Annotated in this window: 7 protein-coding genes; 4 read left to right on the top strand and 3 right to left on the bottom strand. The window is 69.5% G+C overall.

The features are described from left to right. Nucleotides 1-67: 67 nt before the first annotated feature. A complete protein-coding gene (locus ABEA24_RS47570; protein WP_345441951.1) occupies nt 68-706 on the bottom strand; it encodes an alpha/beta hydrolase in 639 nt (212 codons plus the stop codon). Between the two features lie 603 nt (nt 707-1,309). Here ABEA24_RS47570 and ABEA24_RS47565 point away from each other — a divergent pair. Beyond that, nucleotides 1,310-4,204 carry a tectonin domain-containing protein gene (locus ABEA24_RS47565; RefSeq protein WP_345441948.1) on the top strand — a complete coding sequence of 965 codons (2,895 nt, stop codon included), beginning with the start codon at nt 1,310-1,312 and terminating at the stop codon, nt 4,202-4,204. 54 nt (nt 4,205-4,258) lie between these two features. Here the strand turns inward: ABEA24_RS47565 and ABEA24_RS47560 are convergent, their stop codons facing one another. Then, the gene (locus ABEA24_RS47560; RefSeq protein ID WP_345441945.1) at nt 4,259-4,894 is read right to left on the bottom strand and encodes a TetR/AcrR family transcriptional regulator; all 636 of its coding nucleotides are present in this window, start codon (nt 4,892-4,894) and stop codon (nt 4,259-4,261) included. A gap of 67 nt (nt 4,895-4,961) precedes the next feature. After that, nucleotides 4,962-5,411, bottom strand: coding sequence for a hypothetical protein (locus ABEA24_RS47555; protein ID WP_345441942.1), 450 nt, complete (start codon nt 5,409-5,411; stop codon nt 4,962-4,964). Between the two features lie 242 nt (nt 5,412-5,653). Here ABEA24_RS47555 and ABEA24_RS47550 point away from each other — a divergent pair, with 242 nt between their 5' ends. The 3 genes from ABEA24_RS47550 to ABEA24_RS47540 are packed head-to-tail and all read left to right on the top strand — an operon-like array spanning nt 5,654 to nt 13,301. Beyond that, complete coding sequence (locus ABEA24_RS47550; protein WP_345441940.1) at nt 5,654-6,232, top strand: hypothetical protein; 579 nt, start codon at nt 5,654-5,656, stop codon at nt 6,230-6,232. A gap of 24 nt (nt 6,233-6,256) precedes the next feature. After that, a complete protein-coding gene (locus tag ABEA24_RS47545; RefSeq protein ID WP_345441938.1) occupies nt 6,257-8,332 on the top strand; it encodes a flotillin family protein in 2,076 nt (691 codons plus the stop codon). A gap of 31 nt (nt 8,333-8,363) precedes the next feature. Continuing rightward, nucleotides 8,364-13,301 (top strand): DNA repair ATPase, encoded by a 4,938-nt coding sequence (locus ABEA24_RS47540; RefSeq protein WP_345441935.1) that lies wholly within the window; start codon nt 8,364-8,366, stop codon nt 13,299-13,301. Nucleotides 13,302-13,306 lie beyond the last annotated feature (5 nt).

Below are 13,306 nucleotides of genomic sequence, written 5' to 3'. Positions count from 1 at the left end.
ATCATAGCACAAATACATTTTTCATAAAAGGCTATCGGGATAACGACTGGGTGGCTTTTCTGGTGGTTTATAGGTAGCCGACCAGGCGATCGGCCAGTTCGGCGGGGCGGCTGAGCATGACCATGTGACCACCGTCGATCTCGTCGGGAGCGATGCCGAGGCGCTCTCGTACGACCTGTCGCATGAATCCTGCGGGAAACAGCCGGTCGTCGCGGCACAGCAGGAATTTCGTCGGCACGTTCGGCCATGCGGGAAGCGGCCAGGGCTCTTTGGAAGGGGTGCCCGACTGGCCGCGTGAATACTTCTCCGCCTCGGCGGCCAATTCCGCGGGGACGTCGTGGTAGTAGATGTCTTCGACCTCCTCGCGCGTCGCCTGGTCGTGCCCGGTGGCGCTCCACCATTCGCCGGGAGTCTCGCCGGGGGAGGGGATCATCGCCGTGAGCATCACGAGGAGATCGACTGGCACGCGCTCGCAGACGAGCGGTCCGGTGAAGCCGCCGAACGAGTGCGCCACGACGATCAGGCCGGTGCGGTCGCCGATCTGATCGACCGCGGCGTCGGCGTACTCGGCCAGCCCCGCCGTGTCGTCCTCGCAGGGCAGGTCCACGCTCACGGTGTCGTGGCCGCGCGTGCGCAGCTCGGCCGCGAGCGGCTGCCAGTACGACGGGTCGCATGCCGCGCCGGGGATCAGGACGAAGGTCGCCATGTCGACGGTCCTCTCGATGAGGCGTAGGGAACAACCTGTCATGACCGTCCGGCCGTGCGGAACTCATCGGAATGCCGCAGTGCTTACCGAAGGTGAATACTCATCTCACCTTCGTGGTCACTGAATCGCGCCGCCGGCGCCCCCCGCGGGTGGACCGATACCGCGCGACCGGGCCCTTGGCGGCCGGACTCCGGTGTGCGCTCCGTCAAGCCCCCTGGTGACATCCGCCGAAGAGGTTCGATCGCATGTCCCCAGTGTATGGATTATCGCGGAGCCGAATTCCGGTGCCCCATGCTGAAGCGATCATTGACTCCCGGTGAAGAAGTCGGGCGATCGCTCGACCTCTTGTCCCGTGCCGGGCGGTGTGTTTCTATTACGGAGCGTTTTCACCTGGTCACCTCTCATCCGCGATCCGCAGCCGATCCGATTCTTGGCATGCTGGGATTGAGGCGGGTGGAAATGCGAGCGGTCAGGCCGGATCCGGCACTTCTGGAAGGCGGAGTAATGGTCGGTTCGTTAAACGCTGCCCAAAATCGCGTAGCGCAATCACTCGACCGAGAAATCCGGGGCTCGCTGGGCGCCGGCGAGCGGCTCGACGGACGGTTGGCATCGGCGCTGGCGGACTTCCACGGCGCCGACCTGTCCCAGGTTCGGATGCACGCCGACGAGAACGCCGACCGCATCTGCCGCGCCCTGTCGGCGGAGGCGGCCACGGTCGGCGCCGACGTCTTCTTCGCGGCGGGCGCCTTCGCCCCGCACTCCCGCGCCGGGCTGCGGCTGCTGGTCCACGAGACGGCGCACGCGGTGCAGCAGGCCGGGGCACGCAGGTCCCGCGCGGCTGGAGCGTCGGTGTCGGATCCCGCCGACGACTGCGAGTCGGCCGCGCGCTCGCTCGCCGACGCCTTCCTCCGCGGCGGGCCGTCGCGGCAACCGGCGGAGCCCGTACGCCCGCTGGCGGACTCGGAGCAACTGGTCGTGCAGCGGCACGCCTCGTGGGAGCACCGCCTGCTCGGCGACGCGCTGCCCGCCGACCTCGACGCCATCACCATGAAGAAGGGCGACCGGAAGACCAAACTCGAGGAACTGAAAGCGTTTCTGGAGATGTGGCGAGACGACCCGGACGCGGTCACCCCCGAAGCGATCAAAGGGAAATTCTCCACCATCCGCACGCTCCGGCTCGGGGGCAGCGGACTGCTCGTCACCTACGGCGAGCTCAACACACTGGCCGATTATCTGGCCAATCCGGCGGCGCTCGACAGCCAGCCCAAGGCCATTCTCGAACCCATCCTCCAGGCGGTTCGGCAGGATTCATATCTTCGGGTCAACAAGCTGCTGGGCACGCCCGTACAACCGGGATCGGTGCACTTCAAGAACTCGGCGGTCATCAACATCGACTGGGACTTCTTCGATCTGCTGATCGAGACGATGGCCCTGGACGACCTCACCAAGAACCTCGGTCCAAAAGAGATCGACCATTACGGTGCGGTGGTCGGCCGCAACGCCTGTCACTTCGCGCCCTACTCGTGGTATCGGTGGGAGCAGTCCCATCTCATCGCGCGCGACTACGCGACGCAGGCGCACCACGCGAGCGGCACCGCGAAGGAACGACTGACCTACCTCGCGTGGATCAACCACGGCTACGCCGACCACTTCCTGCAGGACTCCTTCGCGGCCGGGCATCTCGTCAACAAGACGCTGGTCATGCAGTGGTTCGTCGAGTGGGCGGCCGGCCAGGGGAAGCTCATGCCTGTGGCCGACTGGAAGATGGTCCAGACGATGACCGTCGCCCGGCAGAGCGGACTGGCGGCGCGCGGCCTCTACGACGGATTCCTGGACCCGGCGAAACGGGGAGCGGTCCGCGACCCCCAGACGGCCGACGAGCAGTGGTCGGCACAGCGGCGGATGGACGTGGCCGGGGTCAAGGCCGACGGCACCCGCTCGCAGGGAGACGCGTACAAGCACTACCTGACGCTCATGCGGAACTCCGGCGTGCAGATGTCCAGCGGGGTGCTGCACGACAACTTCAACAAGACCGGGCTCTATGTCGCGTCGGTGCATCATCCGGCGGCGTTCGAGATCTACGGCGACTCCACGATGCTCGACGGCGGGGACGGCGTACGGATCGCGAGCGAGACCGCACAGCTGTCCCAGCAGTCCATCCTCGACCTGATCGCGCATGGCGCCACGAGCATCACCACGGCGGAGATCTTCAACCGGTTCCCGACCAGCGTGCGCGGCACGGGCAACTCGATGCTCTCGCTGGAGGCGTGGAACGACAGCCAGCGCGACACCGCGACCGGGCTGTTCGCCAGCTTCAAGATCGCGGGCATCCGGGCGGCGTCGCCGCGCATCCGCAACATCTCCATCGACACCACCGGCGGGTGGCGGTGGGTTCAGGTCCCGGGTGAGGCGAGTGACATCGCCGTCGGTGGCGACGGATCGGTGTGGACCATCACGAAGGACCAGAAGATCCAGCGGCTGGAGGGGAACTCCTGGGTTCCTCTGCCGGGCGGCGGGGCCCGCATCGCGGTGGACGGTTCGGGCACTCCGTGGGTCGCGAGCGCCAACCGAGGGATCTGGCGCTGGGACGGCCGAAAATGGGAGGGAATCCCGCTCACCGGAATCCCCCTCCGCAACGACTCACCGGGCGAGCAGGTGGCCGGCGACATCGGTGCGGGTGCCGACGGGTCGGTCTGGATCACCGGCCGGACCGACGTCGAACACGGCCATCCCATCCTGCGCTGGACCGGGCAAAAGTGGGAGCAGGCCGCTGGCGCCGCCGTCGCGATCTCGGTCGCGCCGAGCGGACTGCCCTGGATCGCGAACAAGGAAGGCGGGATCGCCAGACTGAACCCGGGCGGGCCCCTGGGAAGCGGGTGGGGCGCCGTTCCCGGCCTGGCGACGGACATCGCCGTGTCCACCGGCGTCCTCCCGACCGTCTGGGCGATCGGCGCCAAGAAGGCTCCCGGCGAGGGCGGGAACGAGATCCTCGCCTGGAACGGCCAGCAGTGGGATGTGATCCCCGGTTCGGCGACGCGCATCGCGGTGGGGCCGGACGGGACCCCGTGGGTGGTCAACGCCAAGAACGCGATCTTCCATCTCGTCCCGGCCGACGAGTCACGCGTGGTGTTCACAACGGCCGACGGCGGAAAGGTCAAGGGGAAGGCCGTCGCCACCAGCGGATCTCTGTTCCCCGGTGACATGGTGGAGATCAACGGGAGCATCGACCTCAGCAAGGTCATCGTCGGGAACAGCGGCGCCTGCGTCCACTCGATCAAGCTGGACACCTCTGCCGCGTACTACGACTACGTCCTGGAGGTCGACGCGCAAGGACCCAAGGGGTTCGGCTCGGGGCTGATGTACCTGAGGTTCGTCGACGAGGAAGGCGACGTCTACACCCTCAGCATCTACCTGTCGGACCGCAAGCAGCACACCCTGCGGTACGACAGCAACCTGCCGGGGATCAAAGAGATCCGCTGGAGCGACAGTCTCTTCTGAGCCGTAGGCACCAGGTCGTCCACGCGACGCTTCGCGTGGACGACCTGTGGGCGTTCAGTGTGCGCGAAGGTGTCCGACCGGCTCGGCCGGCGGGTCGCCGACCGGCAGGCCGTACATCGTGAACAGGCGATGCCGGACCGCGTCGAACGGGTAGGTCTGCGGATAGACCGTCATCTTGAAGATCACGCCTTCCAGAACACTGCGGAACATGACCTCCTCCAGGGCGGGGTCCCCGGCCCCGCGGTCGGCGAAGATCTGCCGGAGCCGGTTCTCGAACTCCTCGACGACGCCGGCTCTGGCCGACTCGACCTTGATGAAGATCTCGCGGGTCGCGGGCTGCAGCATCAGGCAGAGCACGAGCCGCTGAACCCCGATCGTGTCGCGCGCCATCGTCAGGGTCCGGTCGATCACTCCGGCCAGCCGCTGATCCGCGGTGACCTCTCCGTCGACCGGGTCGGTGGCGGCGAGGATGCCGTCGAGGGCCTGGCCGAGCAGTTCGTGGAGAAGGTCCTCCTTCGCGGGGAAGTAGTACGACACGAGCCCCCGCGCGACTCCCGCGCGCTCGGCGATCTGGGAGATCGGAGTGCCTTCGTACCCGCGCTCGGCGAACAACGTCAGGGCCGCCTCGAGGATCCGGCGCCGGGATTGCTCCCGCAACTCCTGGTTGACACGGTCCGAACGCGGCGACAAGCGAAAACCCCCCGGGAAGCGGTGACGGACTCACCATTGTCCCGCTTGTCGCCGCAGAATGCGCTCGTCAGTGCCGTACCCGGCCGTTGATCGCGCCGACCAGGTTGTTTACTCCGCCCTTGTCGGCGGACTCCAGTTCGAGGTCCGTGCCATTGGTGAAAGTGATCACGAAGTTCTGAACCTTGATCGATACCTGTGCCCTGCTGGTGTCGGTGACCCGGGCGCCGGCGATCTGGGCGATCGGTATCTCGGCCACCAGGTCCTTCGCGAAGCCGACCATCGACTGTTCGAACAGCAGCACCCGCCGGTCGGTCACCGCGATGTTCATCTTCGGCGGCAGCCCACCGTCGCCTGCCACGTCGACGAACCGGATGCCCACGACGTTCTGCAGCGCCGCGTAGTAACCCTCGCGCTTCAGGGTGCCCGGCAGGTTGGCCATGCAGCTCGCCACCAGCCTCTCGTCGGGGCCCATGATCTTCGAAGCTGCCTTCTTGACGACCCAGTCGCGTGCGGCCATGCACGCCTCCTCTCATAGGAAGGCGTTGACTGTACAGCCAGCCAGTCATGTACGGGGCATCGATCGGTGCGGCGTGGCCGGGTGCGGTCTCTGTGCGCTATGCCACGTACAGAATCCCGCGCGGTGCTGTACGGTGCTTCCCGCGGCGAACGTATTTCGCCGCATAGGCGGCATTTGTTCGCCTAAGGAGCGCCGGGAAGCCTGGTCGGCACCGCTGACGGCATGCCCACGGGGAGGCGCGCGTGACCGAATTCATCCACGCGGCACTTACATTTCCGGCGGTCGTCCTCGGCGCCCTCCTGGTGATCGTTCTCGCCTACTGGCTGCTGGTCGTCGTCGGACTGCTGGACCCGGCCGCGACCATGGTCACGGCGGTGGCGCTGTCGCTGTTCACGGCGCTCGCGTGGTTCGCCGGCGTGGCCGGCGCCGTGCTGCTGCACCGCGAGGACGTGACCGGGCGCGTCCCGGAGATCGGGGTGCTCGCCGCCGCGATCCTCGCGTCCGTCCTGGTCACCCGGCTGCTCATGCGGCCCCTGCGGTACATGATCCCGGAGGAGAAGCTGCCCTCCCGGCAGGACTTCGTCGGCCGGATGTGCGTCATCCGGACCAGCCGGGTGGACCTGACGTACGGCCAGGCCGAGGTGCGGGCCGAGGACGGCTCGGCCGCCGTCATTCAGGTCCGCCAGCAACGGAACCAATCAGGCGAAGAGATCCTCAAAGCAGGTGATACCGCACTGATCTTCGACTACGACGCCGACGGCCAGTTCTTCTGGGTGATGCCGTATGACGCCGAGCTCGACCCGCACCGTCCAGCCAAGTGAATTCCCCCGTAAGAAGGACCATTGATGGACTCCATCGGCATCGCGATCGCCGTCCTCGTCGGCGCGATCCTGATCGTCGCACTGGGCACGGCGTACCTGTTCAGCAGACTCTTCCGCAAGGTCGAACAGGGCCGGGTCCTCATCATCTCCAAGATCAAGAAGGTCGACGTCACCTTCACCGGGGCCATCGTGCTGCCTGTGCTGCACAAGGCCGAGGTGATGGACATCTCGGTGAAGACCATCGAGATCGAGCGGAGCGGGCACGAGGGCCTCATCTGCCGGGACAACATCCGCGCCGACATCAAGATCACATTCTTCGTCCGGGTCAACAAGACCGTCGAGGACGTGATCCAGGTGGCGCAGGCGATCGGCACGCAGCGGGCCAGCCACGAGGACACGCTGCAGACGCTGTTCAACGCGAAGTTCTCCGAGGCGCTGAAGACGGTCGGCAAGCAGCTGGACTTCGTCGACCTCTACACGCACCGGCATGAGTTCCGCGACCAGATCGTGCAGCTCATCGGCACCGATCTGAACGGCTACCACCTCGAGGACGCGGCCATCGACCACCTCGAGCAGACGCCGCTGCAGAGCCTCAACCCCACGAACATCCTGGACGCCCAGGGCATCCGGAAGATCACCGAGCTGACGGCCATCGAGCACGTGCGCACCAACGAGTTCCAGCGCAACGAGGAGAAGGAGATCACCCGCCAGAACGTCGACGCGCGGGAGGCCATCCTCGAGCTCGAACGCCGCCAGGCCGAGGCGGAGGTCAAGAAGAAGCGGGAGATCGAGACCGTACGGGCCCGCGAGGAGGCCGAGATCGCCAAGGTGCAGGCCGAGGAGCGCCTGACCTCGCAGACCGCGCGCCTGCGCACCGACGAGCAGGTCGGCGTCCAGGAGGAGAACCGCAACCGCGAGATCGCGGTCGCCGCCAAGAACAAGGAACGCGTCATCGCCGTCGAGAACGAGCGGATCGAGAAGGACCGCATGCTCGAGGTCATCGCGCGTGAACGGGAGACCGAGCTGTCCCGCATCGCCAAGGACAAGGAGGTCGAGGCGGAGAAGCGGGAGATCGCCGACGTCGTCCGCGAGCGGATCGCGGTGGAGAAGACCGTCGCCGAGCAGGAAGAGGGCATCAAGAAGCTGCGGATGGTCGAGGAGGCCGAGCGGACCCGCCAGGCCCTGATCATCCAGGCCGAGGCGGAGGCCCAGGAGAACCTGGTCAAGGACATCAAGGCGGCCGAGGCGGCCGAGGAGGCCGCCAAGTTCAAGGCCCGCGAGGAGGTGCTGCTGGCCGAGGCGCGGCAGAAGACCTCCGAGCTCGACGCCCAGTCCAAGATCCGGCTCGCCGAGGGCATCCAGGCGGAGGCCGCCGCCGAGGGCCTGGCCGCCGTCCAGGTGCGCGAGCGCGACGCGGAGGCGACCGAGAAGGTCGGCCGCGCCGAGGCCACCGTCAACCGCGAGAAGGCCCTGGCCGAGGCCGAGGGAGCCGAGAAGATCGGGCGCGCCGCCGCCGTCGCGAACCGCGAGCAGGCCCTCGCCGACGCGGACGGCATCCGCGAGAAGCTCAAGGCCGAGGCCGAAGGTCTCACCGACAAGGCCGCCGGCATGGCCGCGATGGACGACGCCACCCGTGGTCACGAGGAGTACCGCCTGCGGCTGGAGGCCGAGAAGGAGGTCCGGCTCGCCGGGCTCAACGTGCAGCGCGAGGTCGTCGAGGCCCAGGCGTCGGTGCTCGCCGCCGGCCTGGAGAAGGCCGACATCGACATCGTCGGCGGCGACAGCGCCTTCTTCGACCGGGTCGTCGGCGCGATCAGCATCGGCAAGGGCGTCGACGGGTTCGTCGAGCACTCCGAGGTGGCGCAGCGGTTCGCGGGCCCCTGGCTGAACGGCTCGCGCAGCATGCCGGAGGACCTGGCCCGGCTTATCGGGTCGATCAAGACCGACGACGTGAAGAACCTGACCCTGTCCGCACTGCTGGCGCAGCGGATCAAGGCCGGTGGCAGCGACGGCGAGAAGGCCCGTGAGCTGCTCGACCAGGCCGAGCGTCTCGGCGTGGCCGACGCCGCGATCTCCAACATGGCAGTGGTCGAGAGCTGAGCCGGATCACCACGAGGACCAGAGGAATCGCGTGACCGAGGGCGGGGAGACGCCTGCCGCGCCGAGCCTGGACGCGGGCACCTACGAGGTGCTCCGCGCCCGGCTCGGCGAGCAGGCCAAGGAGCTGGTCCGGCGGGCCGAGGCGCTGAACGCCCGGCGGCTGGAGGTGTTCGGCGGCACGGAGCTGCGGCTGGTCGGCACGGAGCGGATTCGAACCGAGCACAACTGCGTGCCGCGCGACATCGCCGCGGTCGGCGGGCTCATGCTGTTCGGCTTCAACGTGTTCATCGGGCTGCGGCCGCAGACGACCGTCGGCGACGTGTTCGCCCTGTACCGGTTCGTCCGGGACGGCGACGAGTTCCGGTTCGAGGCCACCGACGACGCGCCGGAGGTGCTGCGCGACCCGGGCTTCGAGCGCGACTTCGGCGAGCTGTACCGCTACTACCGTGATGCCCGGCTGCTGCAGTTGCGGCACGTCGAGGGCAAGCTGCTGGCGGTCTTCCAGACCGGTCTGGAAGCCGAGCACGACACCCGCGTGCTGCGCTGGACGGTCGACGTCGACGGCACCGCCACGTACCTGGACAACCTGGGCGAGCCGGACCATGTCTTCCCGCCCCGGTACGACTTCGAGTGGGTCGCGACCACCCGCGACGACCACATTCTCGGCCGTCACCCGCACATCTCGATCGAGGACGAGGTCTTCGTCGAGACGGTGGGCGGCGACCTCACCGTCAAGATCGAGAACAACACCGAGACCGGCGAGGGCATCTACCGCGAGCCGGTCGACGAGCCGCTGCAGAGCCTCGCCGACGCCGAGGTGCAGTACGCCCGCGTCGGCGCGCTCATCCTGCTGCGCGTCCGCCCGTACAAGGAGAACGACTGGCGGTACCTCGTCTTCAACACGCACACGAAGACGGTCGTGCGCCTGGACGGCATCGGGCAGGCGTGCCGGCGGCTGCCGGAGGACCACGGCATCATCTTCCCCGGCGGCTACTACCTGGTGACCGGCGCGGCGAAGACGTTCGACACGGACGTCGACCGGCTGGAGTACGAGCGGGTCATCCGCTCCACCAACGGCGAGGACGTGCTGTACGTCTTCCACGCCCGCGAGGCCGGCCGCTACCTCCTGCTGCCGTACAACGTGATCCGCAAGGAGGTCGCCACCCCGATCACCTGCCACGGCTACTCGCTGTTCGACGACGGCACCCTCGTGGTGTTCCGCGCCGACACGGGCGAGCCGACCCGCGTGCACGCGATGCAGGTGTGGCAGACGCCGTACCTGTCGGACGCGTACGCGGCGGCGCAGCCGGCCGGCACCGGGCCGCTGGAACGGGTGGGCAACGCCGACCTGGTCCGGGGCATCTCCGACTGCCTGTCGGTGGCCCGCATGGTCGAGGAGACCACCCCGACGGCGGGCGTGTTCGAGGCGCTGATCGCCGGGTGCGAGCGGGCCTTCGACCACTTCCACTGGCTCGGCGACCCCGAACTCGGCGACCTGCGCGTCCCGCTCGCCGACGTACGGGGGACGGCGGGGCAGGTCCTCGAGGAGTTCGAGACCGTCCAGCGGCTCACCGCCCAGGCCGCGACCGCGCTCACCGAGGCCGACGAGAAGATCACGGCGCTGATCCGGGTCACCCGCGGCGACTCTCCGGACACCGCCGACGGCTGGGTGACCCGGCTGACCGAGCTGCGCCGCGCCCAGGGCCGCCTCGTCACCCTCCGCGACATGCGGTACGCCGACCTCGCGCGGATCGACGGGCTGGCCGACCGGCTGACCGATGAGCTGGCCGCAACGGGACGCCGCGCGGTCGAGTTCCTGCGCGAGCCCGAGGCGTTCACCGCCTACCACGAGGAGATCGACCGGCTGCTCGCCGCGATCGAGGCGATGGCCGCGACGGCCGAGGCCGTCCCGATCCGCGAACGGCTGGCCGAGCAGTACGAGGGCCTGGAGGTCGTCACCGACGTCGTCGGCACCCTCGACATCACCGACGCGACCGTGCGCACCTCGATCCTGGAGCGGGTCGGCGAGGTGCTCGCCGGCATCAACCGGGCGCAGGCCACGCTCGACGCCCGCCGCCGGGAGCTCCTGGACGCCGAGGGGCGCGCCGCGTTCGCGGCCGAGTTCGCGCTGCTCGGCCAGGCCGTCACCGGCGCGCTGGCCATGACGGACACGCCCGAGGCCTGCGATGACCAGCTCGGCCGCGTCATGCTCCAGCTGGAGAACCTCGAGTCCCGGTTCGCCGAGTTCGACGACTTCGTCGCCGAGCTCACCGCCAAGCGCGAAGAGGTCTACGAGGCGTTCTCCGCGCGCAAGCAGACGCTGCTGGACGAGCGCGCCCGCCGCGCCGACCGGCTCGCCGAGTCCGCGACGCGGATCCTCGTCGGCGTCCGCCGCCGCGCCGCCGCGCTCGAATCCCTCGACGAGATCAACGCCTACTTCGCCGCCGACCCGATGGTGGAGAAGGTCCGCTCCGTCGTCGAGCAGCTGCGCGCCGCCGGGGACGCCGTACGCGCCGAGGAGATCGACGGGCTGCTCAAGACCGCCCGGCAGGAGGCGGGCCGGGCCCTGCGCGACCGCGCCGACCTGTACGAGGACGGCGGCGAGAGCATCCGGCTCGGCGCGCACCGGTTCGCGGTCAACACCCAGCCCGTCGACCTGACCCTCGTCCCGCACGACGGCGGCATGGCGTACGCCGTGACCGCGACCGACTACCGGTCCCCGGTTTGCGACCCGGCCTTCGCGGCGACCCGCCCGTACTGGGACCAGACGCTGGTCTCGGAGACCGCCGAGGTGTACCGCGGGGAGTACCTCGCGGCGGAGATCCTCGCCGGGACCCCGGCCGACGTCCTCCGCCGCGCCGCCGAAGAAGGCGAACTGCTCGCCGTCGTCCGTACGGCCGCCGAGGCCCGCTACGACGAGGGGTACGAGCGCGGCGTGCACGACCACGACGCCGCGCTGATCCTCGACGCACTGCTGCGGCTGCGGGACGGCGCGGGCCTGCTGCGCTACCCGCCCGCCGCCCGCGCCGCCGCCCAGCTGTTCTGGGCGTACGGCGCCGACGAGGCGTCGCGCGGGACCTGGACGACCCGCGCCGCGTCGCTGGCCCGCGCTCGCGCGGCGTTCGGGGAGCCCCCGGCGGCCGGGGTGCTGCGCCGGGAGCTGACCGCCGCAACCCTCGCCTTCCTCACCGCCAACGCGCTGCACGGCCCCGAGGCGGCCACCCGGATCCTGCCGCCGGACGACACCGGCGACCTGATCGGGGAGTACCTGTTCGAGGAGCTCGCCACCGAGCCCGCCGGGTTCGTCACCGGCGCGGGGGCGCGCTCGCTGCTCGACGGCTTCCGTACCGCGCTCGGCGGAGCCCCGGGCTACCGCGACGACCTGCGCGCCCTCGACCACGGCGGCCTGGCCGCCCGGCAGCAGCTCATCGAGGCGTGGCTCGGCTCGTACCTCGCCACGACCGGCCTGCCGGCCGACGACCTCGCCGAGGCCGTGGCGATCGAGCTGTGCGGCCCGCTCGACCGGTACGACGTGTCGTCGCCCCTGACGGCGACCGTCGAGGGCCTGCTGGGCGCGCACCCGCGGATCACCGGCCGCCGGATGGAGCTGCGCCTGGACGAGAGCGTCGCCCGGACCGGCCGGTTCCGTGCCGAGCGGGTGCCCGCCTACCGCGCGTACCAGCGGCTCCGCGGTGAGCTGGTCGGCGCCGAGCGGGGGCGGCTGCGGCTGGAGGAGTACCGCCCGCGTGTGCTCAGCTCGTTCGTGCGCAACCGGCTGCTGGACGAGGTGTACCTGCCGCTCATCGGCGACAACCTCGCCAAGCAGCTCGGGGCCGCCGGCGACGCCAAGCGCACCGACCAGATGGGCCTGCTGCTGCTCATCTCCCCGCCCGGCTACGGCAAGACGACCCTGATGGAGTACGTCGCGGGGCGGCTCGGGCTGATGTTCGTCAAGGTCAACGGCCCGGCGCTCGGCCCGTCGGTCACCTCCCTCGACCCGGCGGACGCGCCCGACGCGACCGCCCGCCAGGAGGTCGAGAAGATCAACTTTGCCCTGGAGATGGGCAACAACGTCCTGCTCTACCTCGACGACATCCAGCACACCTCACCGGAGCTGCTGCAGAAGTTCATCTCCCTCTGCGACGCCCAGCGCCGCATCGAGGGCGTCTGGGACGGCCGCACCCGCACGTACGACCTGCGCGGCAAGCGCTTCGCGGTCTGCATGGCCGGCAACCCGTACACCGAGTCCGGGCAGCGCTTCCGGATCCCCGACATGCTGGCCAACCGCGCCGACGTGTGGAACCTCGGCGACGTGCTGTCCGGCCGCGAGGACCTGTTCGCGCTCAGCTACCTGGAGAACGCCCTCACCTCCAACCCCGTGCTCGCGCCGCTGTCGACCCGGGAGCGCGGCGACGTGGAGCTGTTCGTCCGGCTCGCGCAGGGCGACACGACCGTGTCGCCGGACCGGCTCGCCCACCCGTACTCCGGTCCGGAGGTCGAGCAGATCACCGCCGTCATGCGCCGGCTGCTGCGCGTCCGGGAGGTCCTGCTCGCCGCGAACCGCGCGTACATCGCCTCGGCCGCCCAGGCCGACGCCTCCCGCACCGAGCCGCCGTTCCAGCTGCAGGGCTCGTACCGGGACATGAACAAGCTCGCCGAGCGGATCGTGCCGGTGATGAACGAGGCCGAGCTGGAGGCCGCGATCGACGACCACTACGTCGGCGAGGCCCAGACCCTCGCCTCCGGCGCCGAGGCGAACCTGCTCAAACTGGGCGAGCTGCGCGGCACCCTCACCGCCGACCGGACCGAGCGCTGGGCCGCGGTCAAGGCCGCCTACCAGCGCTCCCAGGCCCTCGGCGGCGCGGAGGACGACCCGATGACCAGGGCGGTCGGCGCGCTCGGCCTCCTCGCCGACCGCGTCGCCGCCGTCGAGACCGCCATCACCCGAGCCACCGACGGCCGCCTCTGACCGGA

The sequence above is a fragment of the Actinoallomurus vinaceus genome (genome assembly GCF_039542055.1).
GTDB classification, from domain to species: Bacteria; Actinomycetota; Actinomycetes; order Streptosporangiales; family Streptosporangiaceae; genus Actinoallomurus; species Actinoallomurus vinaceus.
This window is presented reverse-complemented; position numbering and strand designations above follow the sequence as displayed.

Coding starts and splice junctions, on each gene's coding strand:
- ABEA24_RS47570 (WP_345441951.1), bottom strand. CDS start 706: ATGGCGACCTTCGTCCTGATCCCCGGCGCGGCATGCGACCCGTCGTAC.
- ABEA24_RS47555 (WP_345441942.1), bottom strand. CDS start 5,411: ATGGCCGCACGCGACTGGGTCGTCAAGAAGGCAGCTTCGAAGATCATG.
- ABEA24_RS47545 (WP_345441938.1), top strand. CDS start 6,257: ATGGACTCCATCGGCATCGCGATCGCCGTCCTCGTCGGCGCGATCCTG.